The sequence below is a fragment of the Polaromonas sp. P1_G2 genome (genome assembly GCF_056405515.1).
In genome coordinates this window covers 1-20,196 of sequence record NZ_JBFUBY010000030.1, presented here as the reverse complement: position 1 = coordinate 20,196, position 20,196 = coordinate 1, and the positions used below count along the sequence as shown (strand labels likewise).

Genomic DNA, 20,196 nt, shown 5'->3' with positions numbered 1-20,196 from the left:
TTGAATTAAATCAGTCGTTTGATTTGAAAGTGGAGATCCACAGCTGCCGGATGGCGTCGCACTCGGCCTGGAGCGCCGGCGGGCTGACCTGGGTCGGCTCCTCGTTGAGGCGCGCGTGGTGCTGGACGCGCCGCAATTCGCGGTAGGCCGCGGCGGCACGCTGGCCCACGCCGGCCGGCAACAGGCCGGCGGCTTCGGCGCGCTGCAGCAGGGAAATGTTGCCCACGTTGGCGATCAGCTCCGGATGCCGCGCGGACTCGGACAACACCAGGAATTGCACCGCGAACTCGGCGTCCACCATGCCGCCGGGGCTGTGCTTCACGTCGAATTTGTCGCCCCGCACTGGACGCGCGCTGCGCACCTTCTCGCGCATGGCGACAATTTCGCCGCGCAGCGCCACGGTGTCGCGCGGGGCCGTGATGACGGTCTCGCGCACCTGGTCGAAGCGCTGCCGCAGCGCATCGCCGCCGAGCACGCAGCGCGCGCGCGTCATGGCCTGGTGTTCCCAGGTCCAGGCGGTGTTGCTGCCGCGCTGCTGCTGGTAGCGGGTATAGGCCTCGAAGCTCGTGACCAGCAGGCCCGAATTGCCGTTGGGGCGCAGGGCCGTGTCGATCTCGAACAGGTCGCCTTCGCCGGTTTTGATGGTCAGCCAGTTGATCAGCTTGCGCACGAAGGCCGCATAGACCTCGGGGGCGCGCTCATCCTCGTCTTCGTAGACGAACACGATGTCCAGGTCGCTGCCGTAGCCCAGTTCCTTGCCGCCCAGCTTGCCGTAGGCAATGATGGCGAACTGCGGCGTCTCGCGGTGCCGGTTTTTCAGGCGCTGCCAGCACCAGCGGGTGGTGATGTCCAGCACGGCTTCGGCCAGCGCGCTCAGGTCGTCGGCCACCTGTTCGACCGTGAGCACGCCTTCGAGGTCGCGCGCCAGCGTGCGGAAGACCTCCGCGTGGTGGGCGCGGCGCAGCAGGTTCAGGCAGGTTTCCTCGTCGTCCTCGCCGGTGCTGCGCAGGGCCGCCAGCCGCTGTTCCACGTCGTGGGCGAAGGCCGCGCCGTCAAAGCGCTCCTTGAGCAGCTCGTCGCTGGCCAGCTCATCGATCACGCCGGGGTGCTGCAGCAAATAGCGCGCGGGCCACTTGGCCGCGCCCAGCAGGCGCAGCAGGCGCTCATGCACGGCCGGGCGTTCGAGCAGAAGCGCCAGGTAGCTCTCCCGCCTGAGCAGGGGCTCTATCCAGTCGATGATGCGCACCGCCGCTTCTTCGGTCACCGCGCCCTCGGCCAGCCAGGCCGCGGTGCGCTGCACCAGCCGCGTCAGGCGCGCGCGCGAATCCTCGCGCAGGGCCAGCACCCGGGGATGCTGGCGCCACAGTGCCAGGCGGGCGCGGAACTGCTCGGGCCATTGTTCGGAAAGCTGCTCCAGCAGGTCGTCGAGCTGTTGCGGCGGGGCCTTGGCCTTGCCGCCGCAGCCTTTGCAGTCGGGTTTGCCGCCCAGCAGCTTGTCGAACTCGCCGGCCACCAGTTCGCGGTGCGCGTCGAGTTCGCTGAGGAAGGGGCAGCAGTTGCCGTAGCCCAGCGTGTCCGCGATCCAGGCCAGGTCGTCGTCGCGTGTCGGCAGCACATGGGTCTGCTGGTCGTCCAGGTACTGGATGCGGTGCTCCACCCGGCGCAGGAAATCGTAGGCCCGCGCCAGCGCGTCGGCGGTTTCCTGCGGCATCAGGCCCGCGCGGGCCACGCGCTGCAGGGCGTCGACGGTGGGGCGGGTGCGCAGTTCCGGAAACTGCCCGCCGCGTACCACCTGCAGCAGCTGCACGGTGAATTCAATTTCGCGTATGCCGCCGCGCGACATCTTGACGTCATTGGCGCGCTCGGGATGGCCGGCGCAGCGCTTGGCCGCGTGCTCGCGGATCTGCCGGTGCAGGGTGCGCAGCGCGTCGAACACGTTGTAGTCCAGGTAGCGCCGGAACACGAAGGGCAGCACCGAGCCGCGCAGGGCCTGGGCGGAGCCGCTCTGTATGCATTCCAGCGGCGCCACCACCCGGCTCTTGAGCCAGGCAAAGCGCTCCCATTCGCGGCCCTGCGCCTGGAAATATTCCTCCAGCGCGCTGAGTGAGACGGCGGCCGGCCCGGAATTGCCGTTGGGCCTGAGCGCCAGGTCCACCCGGAATACAAAGCCGTGCTCGGTGGCGTCGCCGATCAGGCTGAAGACGGCCTTGACCTGGTGCGCGAAATATTCGTGGTTCGATATCTGGCCGCGCCCGTCGGCGCGCCCGGCGGTTTCGCCGTCGTGGTCGTAGACGTAGATCAGGTCGATGTCGCTGGAGACATTGAGTTCGCGCGCCCCCAGCTTGCCCATGCCGACCACCCACATCCGGGCGCGCTCCGGGCCGGGGCCCTGCGGTGCGCCGTGCTGCGCATCGAGCATGCGGGCCGAATCCCGCATCGCGACATCCAGCGCCAGCTCCGCCAGTTCAGTCATGGCGCAGGTCACGACCTTCAATGGCGCCTGATCTTCGCAGGTGCCGTCGCAGTCCAGCACCACCAGCCTTTCCATGACCAGCTGGCGCAGCACGCGCAGGGCGGCGCCGGTTTCCAGGCCCTGCGCCAGCAGCGCGTCCAGGGCGAGTTGCATGCCCGCGCGCACCGGCGCACCGGGAGGCAACAGCGGCAGCAATTCTGCATAGCGGCGGCGAACACGTTGGACGAAGCGGGAATAGCCCGACGCGCCCGGTGCAGCCGGTCCGGCGGCGGAAGGAGAGTCAGGGCTGGCGGTCAGAGCAACGGTCATCACACTACTTCACAAAACTTCATGGTCCCCCGCCGGGCGCATACCGGCCCCGGCGGTCATAATTCTCAAGTCAATGGAGCCAACGATTCCCAGCCTGTCCACCCTGCCGCCGCGCCGCCTGCATTGGCTTGCCCTCATCCTGCGCGTCCTGTTGTGGCTTGTCGCCGCTGCCTGGCTGCTCTTTGGCCTGAGCTGGTTCGTGCTGCATGGCTGGATTGTGCCGCGAATCGGCGAATTCCGTCCGCGCCTGGAAATAGAGGCCAGCAAGGCCCTGGGGGTGCCTGTGCGCATTGGTGAAATCACCGCGCACACCCAGGGGATGATCCCGTCCTTCGAGTTGCGCGACGTCACCCTGCTGGATGCGCAGGGCCGTGAAGCCCTGAGGCTGCCGCGCGTGCTCGGCGCCCTGTCGCCCTCTTCCATCTGGGGGCTGGGTTTCGAGCAGATCTCCATCGACAAGCCCGAGCTGGACATCCGCCGCGCCGCGAACGGAAAAATCTATGTGGGCGGCCTGGACGTCTCGCAGGACCGGGCGGGCGGCGAGAGCGCCGCGGCCGACTGGTTCTTCTCGCAAACCGAATTTGTCATGCGCGGCGGCACCGTGCGCTGGACCGACGAATTGCAAGGCGCGCCGCCGCTGGCGCTCACGCAGGTCGATTGGGTCATGCGCAACGCGCACCGTCGGCACCTGCTGCGCCTGGACGCCACGCCGCCGGCCGAATGGGGTGACCGCTTCAGCGTCAGGGGCATATTCCGCCAATCCTTGCTCTCCGGCAGCGCCGGCGATTTCGACGCCTGGACCGGACAGCTGTTCGCCGAGTTCGCCCGCGTCGATGCGTCCCGCGTCCGGCAGTACGTCAACATGGACACGCTGGGCGTGGAGCTGGCGCGCGGCAACGGCGCGCTGCGCGCCTGGGCCGACGTGAGCAAGGGCCGGATCACCGGCGGGACGGCCGACGTGGCGCTGCAGGACGTAGATGCCCGCTTCGGCGCCAAGCTCCAGCCGCTGGCTTTCGAATCCGTCGCGGGGCGCATAGGCGGCAGCCAGCGCGCCAACGGCTTCGACTTCAACACCGAGGGCCTGCGTTTTCGCACCCGTGACGGCCTGCAGTGGCCGGGCGGCAATGTGGCCCTGGTGCACACCGGCGACGAGGCCGGCGTGCCGCAGCACACGGAACTCAAGGCCGACAAGCTGGACCTGGCCGCGCTCGCGCAGATCGCCAACCGCCTGCCGCTGGATGCCGCCACGCACGGCTTCATCACGTCCTTCGCGCCCAAGGGGCTGGTAGAGGCCGTCGAGGCGCGCTGGCAGGGGACCATGGCCGCGCCCAGCAGCTATGCCGCGAAAGGCCGGGTCGCGGGCCTGAGCGTTGCCGCGCTGCCGCCGCCGCCGGCCCCGGCTTCGGCGCCCACGGCAGGCGCCCCGGCGCATCCGAAGCCCGGCAGGCCGGGCATCAGCGGCGCCGCGATCGACTTTGACCTCACGCAGGACGGCGGGCAGGCCAAGGTGAGGATCACCAACGGCGCGCTCGACCTGCCCGGCGTCTTTGAAGACTCGCTGGTGCCCTTCGACCAACTGGCGGTCGATGCCCAATGGAAATTCTCGGGCCGGAAAATCGAGGCGCAGCTGCGCAACCTGCAGTTCGCCAACGCGGATGCCCAGGGCGAGGCGCAGGTCAGCTGGCGCACCCAGGACGCGGCCGGCCCGGCGCTCGTCGCGGGCGCGCCGGACCAGCGCTTCCCCGGTGTGCTCGATTTGCAGGGCAGCCTGAGCCGGGGTGACGGCACACGTGTGCACCGCTACCTGCCGCTGGTGCTGCCCGACCCCGTACGCCACTATGTGCGCGATGCGGTGGTGCAGGGCCAGGTCAGCGACGTGAAGTTCAAGGTCAAGGGCCCGCTCGAGCACCTGCCCTTTGCCAACCCCGCGCAAGGGGACTTCCGGGTGTCCGCCAAAATCCGCAACGGTCATTTCGCCTATGTGCCCAAGACCATACAGCCGGCCGGTGCGGCGCCGTGGCCGGCCCTGACCGAGCTGGGCGGTGAACTGGTCTTCAACCGCGCGGCGCTTGAAGTGAACGGCGCCAGCGGCAAGGTTGCGGGCCTGCCGGGCCTGCAACTGGTCAAGGGCGAGGCGCGCATTCCGGACCTGACCCACAACTCGACGGTCAATGTGAACGTCGACCTCAAGGGCGCGCTGGCCGACGCCCTGGGTTTCGTCAACCAGTCGCCGGTGGGCGGCATGACCAGCCACGCGCTGGCTGCGGCTACCGCCACCGGCACGGGCGACTACCGCTTCCGCCTGGAATTGCCCATCCATTCGATCGACAAGTCCCGCGTCGAAGGGACTGTCACGCTGCCCGGCAACGACGTGCAGTTCTCGGCAGCTGTGCCCATGTTGTCGAAACTCAAGGGCGTGGTCAACGTGAGCGAAAAGGGCTTTTCCGTCGCCGGCGGCCAGGCAAAACTGCTGGGCGGCGATGTGCGTTTTGACGGCGGCCTGCGCTCGCAGCCACGCGCCACGGGCGGCGGCGAGACCGAAACCGTCACGACCTTCAAGGCGCAAGGCAGCGTCACCGCGGAAGGCTTACGCCAAGCCAGGGAACTGGGCCCGCTCGCGCGCATGGCGCAAAACGCCAGCGGCAGCACGGCCTACACGGCGACGCTCGGGTTTCGCCGCGGCATGCCGGAACTGACCGTCGCCAGCAACCTGCAGGGCATGGCGCTGAGCCTGCCCGCGCCCCTGAGCAAAACCGCCGATGCGGCCTTGCCGCTGCGTTTTGAAAACGCCCTGCTGCAGGCCTCCATGGCTCCCGGGCAGAAGCTGGAAGACCAGATGTCGATCTCGGTGGGGCGCACGGCCTCCATCGTCTATGTACGCGACCTGAGCGGCACCGAACCGCGCGTGTTGCGCGGCGGCATCGCCGTGGGGCTGGAGCCGGGCGAGACCGCGCCGCTGCAGGAGGCCGGCGTGGCGGCCAACATCAACCTGGCCCATGTGGACCTCGACGCCTGGCAGAAGCTGCTGGGCGACTCGACGGTCGGCGGCACGCTGCAGGCGGCTCCGCCGGCGGCGTCCGCCGCGCTCAATCGCGCCGCCGCGACTGCCGCCATGAGCTATCTGCCGACCACCATGGCCATACGCGCCAAAGAGCTGGTGGTGGAAGGACGCAAGCTCAACAACGTGGTGGTGGGCGGCTCGCGTGAGGGCCTGACCTGGCGCGCCAACATCGACGCGACCGAACTCAATGGCTATGTGGAATTCCGCCAGCCCGGCGGCATAGGCGCCGGGCGCGTCTATGCGCGGCTCTCACGCCTGAGCCTGGAGCCCGGCACCGCCAACGACGTGGAGGCCATCCTGAACGAGCAGCCCTCCAGCATCCCGGCCCTGGACATCGTGGTGGAAGACCTGGAGCTGCGCGGCAAGAAGCTGGGCCGGGTCGAGATCGAGGCCGTCAACCGCGGCGCGTCGGCCGCAGCGCGCGAGGGTGTGCGCGAATGGCGGCTGAACAAACTCAACGTGATCCTTCCCGAAGCCGTGCTGACCGCCAACGGCAACTGGGTGGCGCTGAATGCACAGGGCGCCGCCGCGGCGGGCGCCAACCGCGCCGCCGCGCGCACGGCCGCCGAACGCCGCCGCACGGTGATGAACTTCAAGCTGGAGATCTCCGACTCGGGGGCGCTGCTCAAGCGCTTCGGCATGGGCGAGGTGATCCGCCGCGGCAAGGGCAAGCTCGAAGGCCAGGTGGCCTGGGTGGGCTCACCCCTGAGCTTTGACTACCCGTCCATGAGCGGGCAGTTCAACGTCAACGTCGAGTCGGGGCAGTTCGTCAAGGCCGACCCGGGCATCGCCAAGCTGCTGGGCGTGCTGAGCCTGCAGTCCCTGCCCCGGCGGCTGGCGCTGGATTTCCGTGATGTTTTTTCCGAGGGCTTCGCCTTCGACTTCGTCCGCGGCGACGTCAACATCAACCAGGGCGTGGCCTACACCAACAACCTGCAGATGCGCGGCGTCAACGCCGCCGTGCTCATGGAAGGCTCGGCTGACATCGCCAAGGAAACGCAGGACATCAAGGTCGTGGTGGTGCCGGAAATCAACGCCGGCACGGCCTCGCTGATCGCCACCGCCATCAACCCCGCCATCGGCCTGGGCAGCTTCCTGGCGCAGATGTTTTTACGCCGGCCCCTGATGCAGGCGGCCACCCAGGAGTTCCACATCGACGGCACCTGGTCCGACCCTCGGGTCACCAAGCTGGACCGCAAGGCCCAGGCCGACAACAAGCCCAGCCAGGCTTCCACGGAGACACGCTGACCATGAAAGTAGCCGCTATCCAAATGGTGTCGGGCACCCGCATCGAGGACAACCTCGAAGTGGCGCACCAGCTGCTCGGGCAGGCCGCGGCGCAGGGCGCCGAACTGGCGGTGCTGCCCGAGTATTTCTGCATCATGGGCCGCAAGGACACCGACAAGCTGCAGTTCCAGGAGACGCCCGGCCAGGGCCCTCTCCAGGATTTCCTGAGCCGGTCGGCGCGCGAACTCGGGCTCTGGATTGTCGGCGGCACCTTGCCCATGGCCACGGCCGACCCCGGCCGCGCCCGCAACTGCTCGCTGGCCTATGCGCCCTCGGGCGAATGCGCGGCCCGCTACGACAAGATCCACCTGTTTCGCTTCGCCCAGGGCCAGGAAGACTACGACGAAAGGCGCGTGCTGGAGCCCGGCACGCAGCCCGTGCGCTTCGAGCTGGCATCGCGCGACGGCCATGTTTACACCATAGGCATGAGCGTCTGCTACGACCTGCGCTTTCCCGAGCTCTACCGCGCCCTGAAGGCCGACGTGCTGCTGGTGCCCAGCGCCTTTACTTACACCACCGGCCAGGCGCACTGGGAAGTGCTGCTGCGCGCGCGGGCCATCGAGAACCAGGCCTATGTGCTGGCGGCGGCCCAGGGCGGCATCCACGAAAACGGGCGCCACACCTGGGGCCACACCATGGCCATCGATCCCTGGGGCCAGATCCTGGCCGGGCGCGAGGAGGGTGCGGGGGTGGTGATGGYCGAAGTTCTGGCCGCCAACCTGCAGGGCGTGCGCGACCGCCTGCCGGCCTTGCGCCACTGCGTCCTGTGAGGAGCCGCAGGGCGTGAAGTTTCCGCGCGTCAACGTGAGCCGGGCCAGCCGGCGCTGGTCGCTGTGGGCCCTGTTGCTGGTGCTGGTCGCGGCCTTGCTCGGCATCCTGGTATGGCTGGCGGGGCGTTACGAATCCAGCATGGTGCAAAGCCGGCTCGAGCACGACGCCGCCGAAACCGTCACCGACATCCGTTCGGGCCTCACGCGCAACATCCAGACCTTCCAGGCGCTGCAGTCCGGCGAACGCTCCCCCGGCGCATGGCATGCGCCGGCCGCCGAAGTGCTGCGCGAGCACCGCGAGATCATGCGGCTCGAGTGGCGCGGCGAGTCGCTGGACGTGCTGGCCTTTGTCGAAACGCCCTACCGCAGTTCGGTGTTCGAACGGCTCGGCAGGGCCGGCATGCAGGCCGACGTGGGCTTGACCTGCACCACCGCCCGGCGCCTGAGCGGTGCGGCTTACTCCACCAGCTATTTCATGCCGCAGCGCGACGGCCTGGGCCTGGAGGTGCTGGACATGTGCCTGCCCATCGTGGTGTCCGGCCGCCTCACGGGCTATACGGTCGCCACCTATTCTCTGCAGGACATCCTGGGCGAACTGGTGGGCCGGCAGCTGGCGCGCGGCGTCGGCCTGTCCTTCACCGAGGCCGACGGCACGCGGCTGGCGCTGCACGGTGTGCCCTCGCGCGGCAACCGCATCTACATCGCGCAGCAACTGCTCGATTTGCCGGGCAACACGCTGGTGGTCCGGATGGAAAGCCGGCTGGGCACGCCGGCCCTGTTCCCCAATGTGCTGACGGCGCTGGTAACCGCCATGTCGCTGGCGTTGATGGCGGTGCTTTTCCTGCTGGCCAGGGACATGCGGCGGCGCCTCAAGGTCGAGCACGACCTGGGCGAGGCGCTGGCCTTTCGCAAGGCCATGGAAGACTCGGTGCTGACAGGCCTGCGCGCGCGCGACCTGCAGGGCCGCATCACCTATGTGAACCCGGCGTTTTGCAAGATGGTGGGCGTGGAGGCCAAGGATTTGCTGAACCAGAGCTTTCCTTCGCCCTACTGGCCGCCGGAACTCGCCGGCGTCTACCAGCAGCGCCAGGAAATCCGGCTGGCGGGCAGCAACCTGCCGCGCGAAGGCCATGAATCGGTCTTCATGCGGCGCGACGGCACGCGCTTTCCGGTGCTGATCATGGAGGCACCGCTGATCAACGCGGTGGGCAAGCACACCGGCTGGATGAGCGCCATCCTCGACGTGAGCGAGCAGCGCCGCGTCGAGGAACTCTCGCGCGCCAGCCAGGACCGCCTGCAGGCCACGGCCAGGCTGGCCATGGTGGGTGAAATGGCCTCGCTGCTGAGCCACGAGCTCAACCAGCCGCTGGCGGCGATTTCCAGCTACGCCACCGGCTCGCTCAACCTGCTGCAGGAGGAAACCGGCGCCGAGCGGGTGCGCGCGGCCGCCCCGACGCCAGCGCCTTTGTCCGAAGACCTGCAGCTGGCCATGCGCCGCATCGCCGAGCAGGCCGAGCGCGCCGGCAAGGTCATCAAGAGCGTGCACGACTTCGTGCGCCGGCGCGACCAGGTGCGCGAGGCGGTGCCGCCGCGCGCGCTGCTCGACGCCATCATGCCGCTGGTGAGCCTGCAGGCCCGCAAGCTCGGCGTGCGCGTCGTGATCGAGGTCGACCCGGCCTGCGAGCCCGTGCTGTGCGACCGCACCATGGTCGAGCAGGTGCTGCTCAACCTCTCGCGCAACGGCATGCAGGCCATGCAGGGGCCGCCGGAGGGCGCGCAGCCCGCCGGCGGCGGGGCGCCGGCCGAAAAGGTGCTGACCCTGCGCATACGCCCCGCCGCTTCCAACGCGCACAGCCGCTGGGTCGAGTTCGCCGTGATCGACCGCGGCGAGGGCATTGCCGGGGATGTCGCGGAGCGCCTCTTCACGCCTTTTTTCACCACCAAGGAGGAGGGCATGGGCCTGGGGCTCAGCCTGTGCCGCACCGTGATAGAACAGCACGGCGGTTTCCTCGGATTTGAAGCGGCCGAACCGCAGGGTACGATTTTCAGTTTCACCCTGCCCGCGGCGCCGGCCCGGGACGGCGAATCACCGCAAGCCTGAAGGACAGCCATGGAACCGATTCACAATGCCACCGTCTACATCGTCGACGACGACGCCAGCGTGCGCGACGCGCTGGCCTGGCTGCTGCGCTCACGCCGCCTGCTGAGCGAGACCTTCGACAGCGCCGAGGCCTTCGACGCCCGGGTGTCAAAGGGCTTCGAAGTGCGCTCGCCCTCCTGCGTGCTGCTGGACGTGCGCATGGCGGGCCTGAGCGGCCTGGCCATGTTTGAAAAGCTCATTGGTTACGGCTTGTTGCCGACGCTGCCGGTGATTTTCCTCACGGGCCATGCCGACGTTCCCACGGCCGTCGATGCCGTCAAGCGCGGCGCCTTTGATTTTTGCGAAAAACCGTTTTCGGACAACGCGCTGGTGGACCGCATCGAGCAGGCGCTCAACCATTCCGCCGCGGCGCTGGCGCAGCACAGCCAGTCCACCGGCCTGCAGGCGCGCATCGACGGCCTCACCGACCGCGAGCGCGACGTGATGCGCCTGGTGGTGGGCGGCCTGCCCAACAAGCTGGTCGCGGACCAGCTGGACATCAGCGTGCGCACGGTGGAGGTTCACCGGGCGCGGGTGTTTGACAAAATGGGTGTCAAATCGGCGGTGGAACTCGCCAACCTGCTGCGCAACCTGTAGCGCCGGAGGCCGCTTACTTCTTGTCGGATTCCAGGCCGGGCGCCGGCGGTTCCGGCTCCTTCAGTTCACCGTTCTTGCGGCCCGAGAACATCGTCCACCACACAATGAACACCAGCAGCAGCAACGCCCCCAGGGCTTCCAGCAAAAGTAAGGCCATGACATTTCCTTGGATACCGTCGATACGCGCCGTGCATGAAAAACGCTCCATGCGGCTTGGGACGATTATCGCCATCACGGCCTTTCTGGCCTCTTGCGCCAGCCCGCCGCTGCCGCCCTCGTCGGCGCCGGCGGGGGAGCCTGCCGCGGCCGGCAGCCGTACCGGCGATTCCGGCCCCTTGCCCGCGCCCTTGGTGCAGGGCAAAAGCCGCTGGGTGGCGGTCCGCTGGGCCGAGCTGCCGGGCTTTGAAGAAGACGCGCTGTTCGAGGCCTGGAACGCCTGGCTCAAGAGCTGCGAGCGGCCGGGCCCTGTCTTCGCGCCCCTGTGCGCCGAGGTGCGCCGCCTGAGCATCGCCTCGGCCGACGCACAGCGCAACTGGATGGTGAGCCGGCTGCAGCCCTATCGCGTCGAAAGCCTGCAGGGGGCGGCCGACGGGCTGCTGACCAGTTATTACGAGCCCGTGCTCAAGGCCAGCCGCCAGGCCGGCGCGGGCTACGAGGTGCCGCTGTACCGTCCGCCGGCCTCGCTGGCCAGCCGCAAGCCGTGGTTCTCGCGGCAGGAGATCGACACCTCCCCCGAAGCGAAGTCGGCGCTGCGTGGCCGCGAGATCGCCTGGCTGGCCGATCCGGTCGAGGCGATGTCGCTGCACATCCAGGGTTCGGGCCGGCTCAGCCTGACCGAGCCCGACGGCTCGCAGCGCATGGTGCGCGTGGCCTATGCCGGTTCCAACGAGCAGCCCTTTCGCAGCGTCACCCAATGGCTGCTGGACCAGGGCGAAGGCCGCATGACCGCGCCCTGGATCGAGTCCACCAAGGCCTGGGCCGCGAAAAATCCGCCACAACGCGTGCAGCAGATGCTCTGGAGCAACCCGCGCTATACATTCTTTCAGGAGCAGCCCCTGAGCGAACTCGACACAGCCTTCGGCCCCAAGGGCGCGCAGGGCGTGGCGCTCACGCCGGGACGCTCCATCGCGGTCGACCCGGGCAGCATTCCCTACGGCACACCGGTGTGGCTGGCCTCTCGCGGCGCGGCGGGCAGCCTGCAAAAACTGGTGCTGGCGCAGGACACCGGCAGCGCCATCGTGGGTGCGGTGAGGGCCGACTATTTCGCCGGCACCGGACCCGAGGCCGGCCAGTTCGCCGCGCGCATGAACCAGCCGCTGCGGCTGTGGGTGCTCTGGCCCCGCTGAACCCTTCTTCAGGAGTCATCATGAACAAGGCAAGGAATACCTTTGCGGCGCTGTTGGCGATGGCGGCATTGGGCGGCTGCGCCGGCGGCAACTGGCAGGATGCGGGCCCGCTGTACCGCTGCGAGCACGGCATCGAGTTTCGCGCCAGGTTCATCGATGACACGGCGGTGCTGGAAGGCTCAGGCGGACGTGACCTGCTCCAGCGCGACGCCGGCGGCGAAGGGCCGCGCCAGACGGTGTACAGCAACCCGCGCATGCGCGCCGAATTCGGCCTGGGCGCCAGCGGTCGTGAAGCGGTGTTGCGCTATCCCTTGCTGCCTTTGGTGGCGCGCTGCGTGCGCTGCGCGACTGACCTTCCCCGAATTTCCCGAGCCGAAGCCGCTCACAAAGCCCAGCGAAGCGGTCCTGGCTAGGCGCGTCGCCGCAGACAGTACACCAGTACGGCAAGGCGGCGCAACAACGCCAGGAGGGGTTTTTGAGTGGCTTTTAACGTACCGAGAGGCGGACTTCCACGCGCATCCCGTCGCGACGGGTCGATTGCCGGCTGTCGGCGATGCCGCTGCTGTTGCCGGCGCTCGCGTCGTCGGACTCGGCCACGGTGACCCATTCCCCGAGGCGCACGCTCAGCGAGGTGCTGGTGGACGATGAGGACAAGGGCGCCGTCGGCGACGAGCCTGTGCGGCTGGCTTGTCCGGCGGCCAGTTCGAGCTCCACGCTGTCGCCGCCGTACCAGAGGGGCCGTGCCGAAAAGCCGCTGTTGGCATCGATGAACACGGTGGCGGCCTGGCGCCCCTGCACCAGCCGCAGCGGCTGGCTGTTGCCCAGGTTGATGTTGGCGGGTCGGCCGTTGAGTACCAGCACCCGTTGCACCAGGTCGCGTGTGTCGCTACGCTGGCTGTCCTGGGCCGTGATGTGGGCGTTCGCGCCCGAACGTCCCGGTTGCAGGACGATACCGCCCTGTGCGCCCAAGGCGCTCTGGGAGCGCAGGCTGCTGCCGGCCTGCCGAACTTCAATTTGCAGGTTGCGCATGGGCAGCGCTTCAGGGCTTGAATTGGCCGATGGCTGCGCCATGAGCCAGGCGGGGGCGAACATGGATGGCAGCAGGCACAGGGCGCAAACGGCGTTTCGGAATTTCGTCATGGAGATCTCCAGGGCAGGCGAACCAAGGGGAGAGAGCAGAGCCCCCCATATAAAGTGCTTGTTCCGGTCAAGGCAAGCTAACATGGTACTGAAGTCAGTTGCCCGACCGCCGTCTCACGCCTCAGAGGGTGTGAGCGCCGTGATTAAATCCGTGTTCCCATGAACCCCAAAACAAAAGTTATCGCCTGGATTTTTGGCATTGTTGCCGCGTACGCCGCCAGCGTCGGCCTCGGTGCTTATCGCATCGCTTCGGCGGATATGTTTCCGATGGCGAAGAACGGTTTGGCCGCATACCTGGTTGCCACGGGGTCACGTGAAGCCAACAAGCCGATTCACTTTAAATGGTGGTCTTCCTGGTATTTCAAAAACAGCGCCTCGGACGGGTGGGCCCAATTTTTACTTTGCACCTCTTCGGCCGACTGTCATTCCATCATTGCCTATGTGGACCTCGGCAGGTGGCAAATCAATGTTGACGGCAATAAAGTGAACACGGACAAGTGGATAGTTCTGCCCAGCGGCAACCTGGTGAACGCCGAAAAAYCGCCCTCGAAATGAAGGCCTGAGCGCGGGTTCGAGCATTCCCAGGTTTCCCGGGGCTGCTTTGGAGAGCGTTGCCGGCCTGCGGACTAGCTTAAATGCCCGAGCGGCAGCGCGCTGCTGGCTTTGACCTCGCCCAGTGAAAAACTGGTGTGCAGGTCCTTCACATTGGGCAGGTTGATCAGGTTTTGCAGCGCGAACTTGCTGAAGGCCTCCAGGTCCTGTGCCACCACCTGCAGTTCAAAGGTGCCGGTGCCGCTGATGTAGTGGCAGGAGACGATCTCCGGCAGCTTCTTGATGGCCTCCTCGAGCTGGCGCGTGGCGTCGCCGCTGTTGCGGTCGGCGTCCAGCCGCACAAAAGCCAGCACGCCCAGCCCGATCTTGTGGCGGTTGATCTCGGCCCGGTAGCCGGTGATGAAACCGCTTTCTTCCAGCGCCCGCACACGCCGCCAGCAGGGCGCGGCCGACAGGCCCACACGCGAAGCCAGCTCGGTGTTCGTCAGGCGCGCATCCAGCTGCAACTCATTCAGGATTGCGATGTCAAACTTATCTCGCGCCCCTACCTGAACACATCCGCAAGGCCCTGGAGACCGTCACCCTCGACGAAAACTCGCGAAGCGGGTTTCGCCGAAGGCATAAGTATTCAGGCGGCGAAGCCGGCTGTGCTGTATTTGTCGTCGAGTTTGTTCGCATGGGAGATGCAGCATGAACGCCCCACTTCCCGAGCACATCCGCAGGGCGCTGGAAACCGTCACGCTCGACGACAAATACAGCTTAGGCCGCGGCCGTGCTTTCATGAGCGGAGTCCAGGCGTTGGTCCGCCTGCCCATGCTGCAGCGCACGCGCGATGCCATGGAAGGCCTGAACACGGCGGGTTTTGTCAGCGGCTACCGCGGCTCGCCGCTGGGCGGCTATGACCAGGCGCTGTGGGCCGCGAAAAAGCACCTGGCCGCGCAGAACATCGTGTTCCAGCCCGGCGTCAATGAGGAACTAGGGGCCACTGCCGTCTGGGGCACGCAGCAGCTGGACCTGTACCCGCAAAGCAAGAAATTCGACGGCGTGTTCGGCATCTGGTACGGCAAGGGCCCGGGTGTGGACCGCTGTTCGGACGTCTTCAAGCACGCCAACATGGCCGGCACCGCCAAACACGGCGGCGTGATCGCCATCGCCGGCGACGACCACGTCTCCAAAAGCTCCACCGCCGCCCACCAGAGCGACCACATTTTCAAGGCCTGCGGCCTGCCGGTGTTCTTCCCGTCGAATGTGCAGGACATCCTGGACATGGGGCTGCACGCCTTCGCCATGAGCCGTTTTTCGGGTGTCTGGTCGGGCATGAAAACCATCCAGGAAGTCGTGGAGTCCTCGAGCTCCATCCTGGTCGACCCGGACCGCGTGAAGATCATCATCCCCGAAGACTTCGAGATGCCGCCCGGCGGCCTGCACATCCGCTGGCCCGACGCGCCGCTGGAGCAGGAAGCGCGGCTGATGGACTACAAATGGTATGCCGCGCTGGCCTACATCCGCGCCAACAAGCTTAATTACAACGTCATCGCCGGTCCCAAGGACCGCTTCGGCCTGATCGCCAGCGGCAAGGCCWTCAACGACACGCRGCAGGCGCTGGCCGACCTGGGGCTTGATGAAGAGACCTGCCACCAGTTGGGCATTCGCCTGCACAAGGTCAACGTGGTCTGGCCGCTGGAGGCCACCATCACGCGCGACTTCGCCGAAGGCCTGCAGGAAATCCTGGTGGTGGAAGAAAAACGCCAGGTCATCGAATACCAGATCAAGGAAGAGCTCTACAACTGGCGCGCCGATGTGCGGCCCAACGTGCTGGGCAAGTTCGACGAACCCGAGGGCGATGCCTCGGGCGGCGAATGGGGCCGCTCCAACCCGAGCGACAACTGGCTGCTGCGCGCCAAGGCCGACCTGACGCCTGCCATCATCGCCAAGGCGATCGCCAAGCGCCTGAAAAAACTCGGCGTGCCGGCCGATGTGATCTCTCGCATGGACGAGCGCCTGGCCGTGATCGAGGGGCGTGAACGGGCTCTCGCTGAAGGCAAGGCCGACACCGGCGAGCGCGCGCCCTGGTTCTGCAGCGGCTGCCCGCACAACACCAGCACACGCGTGCCAGAAGGCTCACGCGCCGTGGCCGGCATAGGTTGCCACTACATGGCGACCTGGATGGACCGCTCCACCTCCACCTTCACCCAGATGGGCGGCGAGGGCGTGACCTGGGTGGGCCAGGCGGCCTTCACAACCGACGCGCATATTTTTGCCAACCTCGGCGACGGCACCTACTTCCACAGCGGGCTGCTGGCGATACGCCAGGCCATCGCCTCGGGCGTGAACATCACCTACAAGATTCTTTACAACGACGCGGTCGCCATGACCGGCGGCCAGCAGGTTGGTGAGCGGCCGGAGGGCCACTCGGTGCTGCAGATCATGCAAAGCCTGCGCGCCGAGGGCGTGGCCAAACTGGTGATCGTGACCGACGAGCCGCAAAAATACGACAGCGCGCCGCTGCTCGAGGGCGTGACGGTGCACCACCGCGACGAACTGGACCGCATCCAGCGCGAGTTCCGCGAACTGAAGGGCACGACCGCCATCATTTACGACCAGACCTGCGCGACGGAAAAACGCCGCCGCCGCAAACGGGGAACCCTGGTGGACCCGGAAAAACGCGTGGTCATCAACGAATTGGTCTGCGAAGGCTGCGGCGATTGCTCGGTGCAGTCCAACTGCCTGTCGGTGGAGCCGCTGGAGACCGAGTTCGGCCGCAAGCGCCGCATCAACCAGAACACCTGCAACAAGGATTATTCCTGCGTGAAGGGCTTTTGCCCCAGCTTCATCACGGTCGAGGGCGGCCAGTTGAAGAAACCGAAGAAAGAAAAGAAGGGCGCGCCCAACAGCCTGCCGCCGGTTCCAGAACCCATCTTGCCCGTGGCCGAACACGCCTGGGGCATTGTGGTCGGCGGCGTAGGCGGTACCGGTGTCATCACCATCGGCCAGTTGCTGGGCATGGCCGCGCACATTGAAGGCAAGGGCGTGGTCACCCAGGACGCGGGCGGCCTGGCGCAAAAAGGCGGCGCCACCTGGAGCCACATCCAGATCGCCAACCGGCCCGAAGCGATTTACACCACCAAGGTCGACACCGCCAAGGCCGACCTGGTCATAGGCTGCGACCCCATCGTGGCCGCCAGCAAATACACGCTGACCGTCATGCAGCCGGGCCGCACCTACGTAGCCATGAATTCGCATGGCACGCCGACGGCGGCTTTTGTGACCAACCCCGGCTGGCAGTTTCCGGGCGGCAATTGCGAAACTGCCGTCACTTCCGCAGTGGGCGCTGACTTGTTGGGCAGCTTCGATGCCGAGCAAGTGGCGGTGCAGCTGGTGGGCGATTCGATCTACACCAACCCGCTGATGCTGGGCTTCGCCTGGCAAAAAGGGCGCGTGCCGCTGTCGCATGCCGCGCTGATGCGCGCGATCGAGCTCAACGGCGTGCAGGTCGACAACAACAAGGCGGCCTTTGAATGGGGCCGTCGCTGCGCGCACGACCTGGCATCGGTGCAGGCTTTGTTCAAGGCGGCGCAGGTCATCGAATTCGTGAAGAAGCCGGCACTGGCCGAAATGCTGGCCAAGCGGGTGGACTTCCTCACGGCCTACCAGAACGCCGCCTACGCCCAGTCCTACCAGTCCTTTGTCGAGCAGGTGCGGGGCGCCGAGGCGGTGCTCGGCAAAACGACGCTGACCGAAGCCGTGGCGCGTTACCTGTTCAAGCTGATGGCCTACAAGGACGAGTACGAGGTGGCGCGCCTGCACACCGACACGGCCTTCCTGGGCAAAGTGAACGCCATGTTTGAAGGCGACTTCAAGCTTCATTACCACCTGGCGCCGCCGCTCATTGCGTCGAAAAACGACAAAGGCGAACTGCAGAAGAAGCAGTTCGGCCCCTGGATGCTGGGTGCGTTCAAGGTGCTGGCCCGCCTGAAGGGCCTGCGCGGCACCCCGCTGGACGTCTTTGGCCGCACCGAAGAGCGGCGCACGGAGCGGGCCCTGATCGAGGAATACAAAACCAGCCTGGAAGAAGTGCTGGCGGGCCTGACGGCCGAAAACCACGCCACGGCGCTGGAAATCGCCCGGATTCCCGAAATGATCAAGGGCTATGGCCACGTCAAGGCGCGCCACCTGGCCGCCGCGCGGCCGCAATGGGCCGCGTTGATGCAGTCCTTTCGTACCCCCGGATCTACCGTCCAGCGGAAAGCCGCCTGAGCCTGGGGCCGCCCCGACCCCGGCCTGTCCGTGCTGGACGGCGCGCGCGCCAGTGTGTCTTTAATATGTTGTGGAGTTAGCCGTGTTCATTTCTTCCGCCTTTGCCCAAACCGCTCCAGCCGCAGCCGCCGGTGGCGACATGATGTCGCTGTCCTCGCTTCAGGGCATGCTGCCCCTGGTGCTGATGTTTGTGGTGCTGTATTTCGTCATGATCCGCCCGCAGATGAAAAAGCAGAAGGAGCATCGCGCCATGATCGACGCGCTGGCCAAGGGCGATGAAGTCGCGACGGCCGGCGGCCTGCTCGGCAAGGTGAGCAAGCTGGGTGACGTTTACCTGACCCTTGAGCTGGCCCCCGGCGTTGAGGTGCAGATGCAGCGCAGCGCCATCATCCAGGTCCTGCCCAAGGGCGCGATCGGCACGGCCAAGTAAGGCATCAGGCCCCTTGTGAGGATCCACAGGGGCTTGCGGTATATCGGGGCTGCTGCTTGATGCGGGCGCCCCTTTTGTTCATTTGTCCACCAGGAACAGCCCTCCCATGAATCGTTATCCGGCCTGGAAGTACGCCATCATCGTGGTCGCGCTGCTGATCGCGGCTCTGTACACACTGCCCAATTTCTTCGGTGAAGCGCCTGCGGTCCAGGTGTCCAGCAGCAAATCCATCGTCAAAGTCGACAGCACGACCCTCGCCAAGGTCGAGCAGTCCCTCAAGGACGCCGGCATCGCGGCCGACGCCATCACGCTCGAAGGTAATTCCATCAAGGCGCGCTTCGGCGACACCGACACGCAGCTCAAGGCCAAGGATGCCATCCAGAAAGCCCTGGCGCCCGATGCGAACGATCAATCCTATGTGGTCGCGCTCAATCTGCTGTCGCGTTCGCCCGCCTGGCTGACTTCGCTGCATGCCTTCCCGATGTACCTCGGGCTGGACTTGCGCGGCGGCGTCCATTTCATGCTGCAGGTGGACATGCAGGCGGCGCTGACCAAGCGTGCCGAATCCCTGGCCGGCGACATCCGCCTGTCGTTGCGCGAGAAGAACATCCGGCACGGCGGCATCAGCCGCAATGGGCAGGCCATTGAAATCAAGGTGCGCGACTCCGCCACCCTGGCCTCCGCCAAAGGGCTGATCCAGGACCAGTTCGCCGACCTGCAGACCGTCGATGCGCCGGACGGCACCGAATACAAGCTGACGGCCAGCATCAAGCCTGAAGCCGCGCGCCGTATCCAGGACCAGGCGCTCAAACAGAACATCGTGACCCTGCACAACCGCATCAACGAGCTGGGCGTGGCCGAGCCGGTGATCCAGCAGCAGGGCATAGACCGCATCGTGGTGCAACTGCCCGGCGTGCAGGACACGGCCAAGGCCAAGGACATCCTGGGCCGCACCGCCACGCTGGAAATGCGCCTGGTGGACGACAGCGCCGAGGCTCGGGCCGCCGCGGGCAATACCGGCGCGGTCCCTTTCGGCGACGAGCGCTTCTTCGAACGCAACGGCCAGGCGGTGATCGTCAAGAAGCAGGTGATCCTGACCGGCGAGAGCCTGACGGATGCCCAGCCCGGCTTCGACTCGCAGAACCAGCAGCCCAAGGTGGACCTCACGGTCGATGCCAAGGGCGGGCGCATCATGCGCGACACCAGCCGCGAAAACCTCAAGAAGCGCATGGCCATCGTGCTGTTCGAAAAAGGCAAGGGCGAGGTCCTGACGGCGCCCGTCATCCAGGGTGAGCTCGGCAACCGCTTCCAGATTTCCGGCTCCATGAGCGTCACCGAAGCCAACGACCTGGCGCTGCTGCTGCGCGCCGGCTCGCTGGCCGCGCCCATGGAAATCATCGAGGAGCGCACCATAGGCCCGACCCTGGGCGCCGACAACATCTCCAAGGGCTTTCACAGCGTGTCCTGGGGGTTTGTCGTGATCGTGGCCTTCATGGCGGCGTATTACATGCTCTTCGGCCTGTTCTCCGGCCTGGCACTGGCCGTCAACCTGCTGTTGCTGGTGGCGGTGCTGTCCATGTTGCAGGCGACCCTGACCCTGCCCGGCATGGCGGCCATGGCGCTGGCGCTGGGCATGGCCATCGACTCCAACGTGCTGATCAACGAGCGCGTGCGTGAAGAGCTGCGCAGCGGGGCATCGCCGCAGGCGGCCATCCACGCGGGCTATGAACGGGCCTGGGCCACCATCCTGGACTCCAACATCTCGACGCTGATCGCCGGCCTGGCCTTGCTGGCCTTTGGTTCCGGCCCGGTCCGCGGCTTCGCGGTGGTGCAC

Annotated in this window: 14 protein-coding genes; 10 read left to right on the top strand and 4 right to left on the bottom strand. The window is 66.8% G+C overall.

Going from position 1 to position 20,196, the window contains the following annotated elements; genetic code table 11:
* Positions 1 to 10 precede the first annotated feature (10 nt).
* Positions 11 to 2,782 carry a bifunctional [glutamate--ammonia ligase]-adenylyl-L-tyrosine phosphorylase/[glutamate--ammonia-ligase] adenylyltransferase gene (gene glnE / locus AC1D0P_RS05360; RefSeq protein WP_477675753.1) on the bottom strand — a complete coding sequence of 924 codons (2,772 nt, stop codon included), beginning with the start codon at positions 2,780 to 2,782 and terminating at the stop codon, positions 11 to 13.
* Between the two features lie 73 nt (positions 2,783 to 2,855).
* On the opposite strand from glnE, the gene AC1D0P_RS05355 reads away from it, so the two are divergent.
* Genes AC1D0P_RS05355 through AC1D0P_RS05340 form a run of 4 tightly spaced genes read left to right on the top strand, consistent with a single transcriptional unit; the run spans position 2,856 to position 10,637 of the window.
* Positions 2,856 to 7,091, top strand: a complete 4,236-nt coding sequence (locus AC1D0P_RS05355; RefSeq protein ID WP_477675752.1) for a YhdP family protein — start codon at positions 2,856 to 2,858, stop codon at positions 7,089 to 7,091.
* Between the two features lie 2 nt (positions 7,092 to 7,093).
* Positions 7,094 to 7,900: a carbon-nitrogen hydrolase family protein gene (locus tag AC1D0P_RS05350; protein ID WP_477675751.1), complete on the top strand. Its 807-nt coding sequence runs from the start codon at positions 7,094 to 7,096 to the stop codon at positions 7,898 to 7,900.
* Between the two features lie 13 nt (positions 7,901 to 7,913).
* Entirely contained in the window at positions 7,914 to 10,001 is a 2,088-nt protein-coding gene (locus tag AC1D0P_RS05345; protein ID WP_477675750.1) for a two-component system sensor histidine kinase NtrB, read from the top strand.
* A 9-nt stretch (positions 10,002 to 10,010) separates the two neighbouring features.
* Complete coding sequence (locus tag AC1D0P_RS05340; protein ID WP_477675749.1) at positions 10,011 to 10,637, top strand: response regulator transcription factor; 627 nt, start codon at positions 10,011 to 10,013, stop codon at positions 10,635 to 10,637.
* A 13-nt stretch (positions 10,638 to 10,650) separates the two neighbouring features.
* Here AC1D0P_RS05340 and AC1D0P_RS05335 read toward each other — a convergent pair whose 3' ends face one another.
* A complete protein-coding gene (locus AC1D0P_RS05335) occupies positions 10,651 to 10,794 on the bottom strand; it encodes a hypothetical protein (protein ID WP_477655858.1) in 144 nt (47 codons plus the stop codon).
* Here AC1D0P_RS05335 and mltA point away from each other — a divergent pair.
* Complete coding sequence (gene mltA, locus AC1D0P_RS05330; protein WP_477675748.1) at positions 10,742 to 11,983, top strand: murein transglycosylase A; 1,242 nt, start codon at positions 10,742 to 10,744, stop codon at positions 11,981 to 11,983. The genes AC1D0P_RS05335 and mltA overlap by 53 nt on opposite strands.
* Before the next feature lie 20 nt (positions 11,984 to 12,003).
* Entirely contained in the window at positions 12,004 to 12,396 is a 393-nt protein-coding gene (locus AC1D0P_RS05325) for a hypothetical protein (RefSeq protein ID WP_477675747.1), read from the top strand.
* 73 nt (positions 12,397 to 12,469) lie between these two features.
* Here AC1D0P_RS05325 and AC1D0P_RS05320 read toward each other — a convergent pair whose 3' ends face one another.
* Positions 12,470 to 13,123, bottom strand: coding sequence for a hypothetical protein (locus AC1D0P_RS05320; RefSeq protein WP_477675746.1), 654 nt, complete (start codon positions 13,121 to 13,123; stop codon positions 12,470 to 12,472).
* Between the two features lie 159 nt (positions 13,124 to 13,282).
* Between AC1D0P_RS05320 and AC1D0P_RS05315 the strand changes: the two genes are divergently transcribed.
* Positions 13,283 to 13,678, top strand: coding sequence for a hypothetical protein (locus AC1D0P_RS05315; RefSeq protein WP_477675745.1), 396 nt, complete (start codon positions 13,283 to 13,285; stop codon positions 13,676 to 13,678).
* 71 nt (positions 13,679 to 13,749) lie between these two features.
* Here the strand turns inward: AC1D0P_RS05315 and AC1D0P_RS05310 are convergent, their stop codons facing one another.
* Positions 13,750 to 14,199 carry an Lrp/AsnC family transcriptional regulator gene (locus AC1D0P_RS05310; RefSeq protein ID WP_477675759.1) on the bottom strand — a complete coding sequence of 150 codons (450 nt, stop codon included), beginning with the start codon at positions 14,197 to 14,199 and terminating at the stop codon, positions 13,750 to 13,752.
* 166 nt (positions 14,200 to 14,365) lie between these two features.
* On the opposite strand from AC1D0P_RS05310, the gene AC1D0P_RS05305 reads away from it, so the two are divergent.
* The 3 genes from AC1D0P_RS05305 to secD form a co-directional block, all read left to right on the top strand.
* A complete protein-coding gene (locus tag AC1D0P_RS05305; protein ID WP_477675744.1) occupies positions 14,366 to 17,932 on the top strand; it encodes an indolepyruvate ferredoxin oxidoreductase family protein in 3,567 nt (1,188 codons plus the stop codon).
* 82 nt (positions 17,933 to 18,014) lie between these two features.
* Positions 18,015 to 18,362, top strand: a complete 348-nt coding sequence (gene yajC / locus AC1D0P_RS05300) for a preprotein translocase subunit YajC (protein ID WP_477655865.1) — start codon at positions 18,015 to 18,017, stop codon at positions 18,360 to 18,362.
* Between the two features lie 106 nt (positions 18,363 to 18,468).
* The coding region (gene secD, locus AC1D0P_RS05295; protein WP_477675743.1) for a protein translocase subunit SecD at positions 18,469 to 20,196 on the top strand (1,728 nt) is incomplete at its 3' end.

What these genes read in the sequence shown, in the direction of transcription:
- glnE (WP_477675753.1), bottom strand. Translation starts at nt 2,782, where the DNA reads ATGACCGTTGCTCTGACCGCCAGCCCTGACTCTCCTTCCGCCGCCGGA.
- AC1D0P_RS05355 (WP_477675752.1), top strand. Translation starts at nt 2,856, where the DNA reads ATGGAGCCAACGATTCCCAGCCTGTCCACCCTGCCGCCGCGCCGCCTG.
- AC1D0P_RS05340 (WP_477675749.1), top strand. Translation starts at nt 10,011, where the DNA reads ATGGAACCGATTCACAATGCCACCGTCTACATCGTCGACGACGACGCC.
- mltA (WP_477675748.1), top strand. Translation starts at nt 10,742, where the DNA reads ATGAACACCAGCAGCAGCAACGCCCCCAGGGCTTCCAGCAAAAGTAAG.
- AC1D0P_RS05335 (WP_477655858.1), bottom strand. Translation starts at nt 10,794, where the DNA reads ATGGCCTTACTTTTGCTGGAAGCCCTGGGGGCGTTGCTGCTGCTGGTG.
- AC1D0P_RS05325 (WP_477675747.1), top strand. Translation starts at nt 12,004, where the DNA reads ATGAACAAGGCAAGGAATACCTTTGCGGCGCTGTTGGCGATGGCGGCA.
- AC1D0P_RS05320 (WP_477675746.1), bottom strand. Translation starts at nt 13,123, where the DNA reads ATGACGAAATTCCGAAACGCCGTTTGCGCCCTGTGCCTGCTGCCATCC.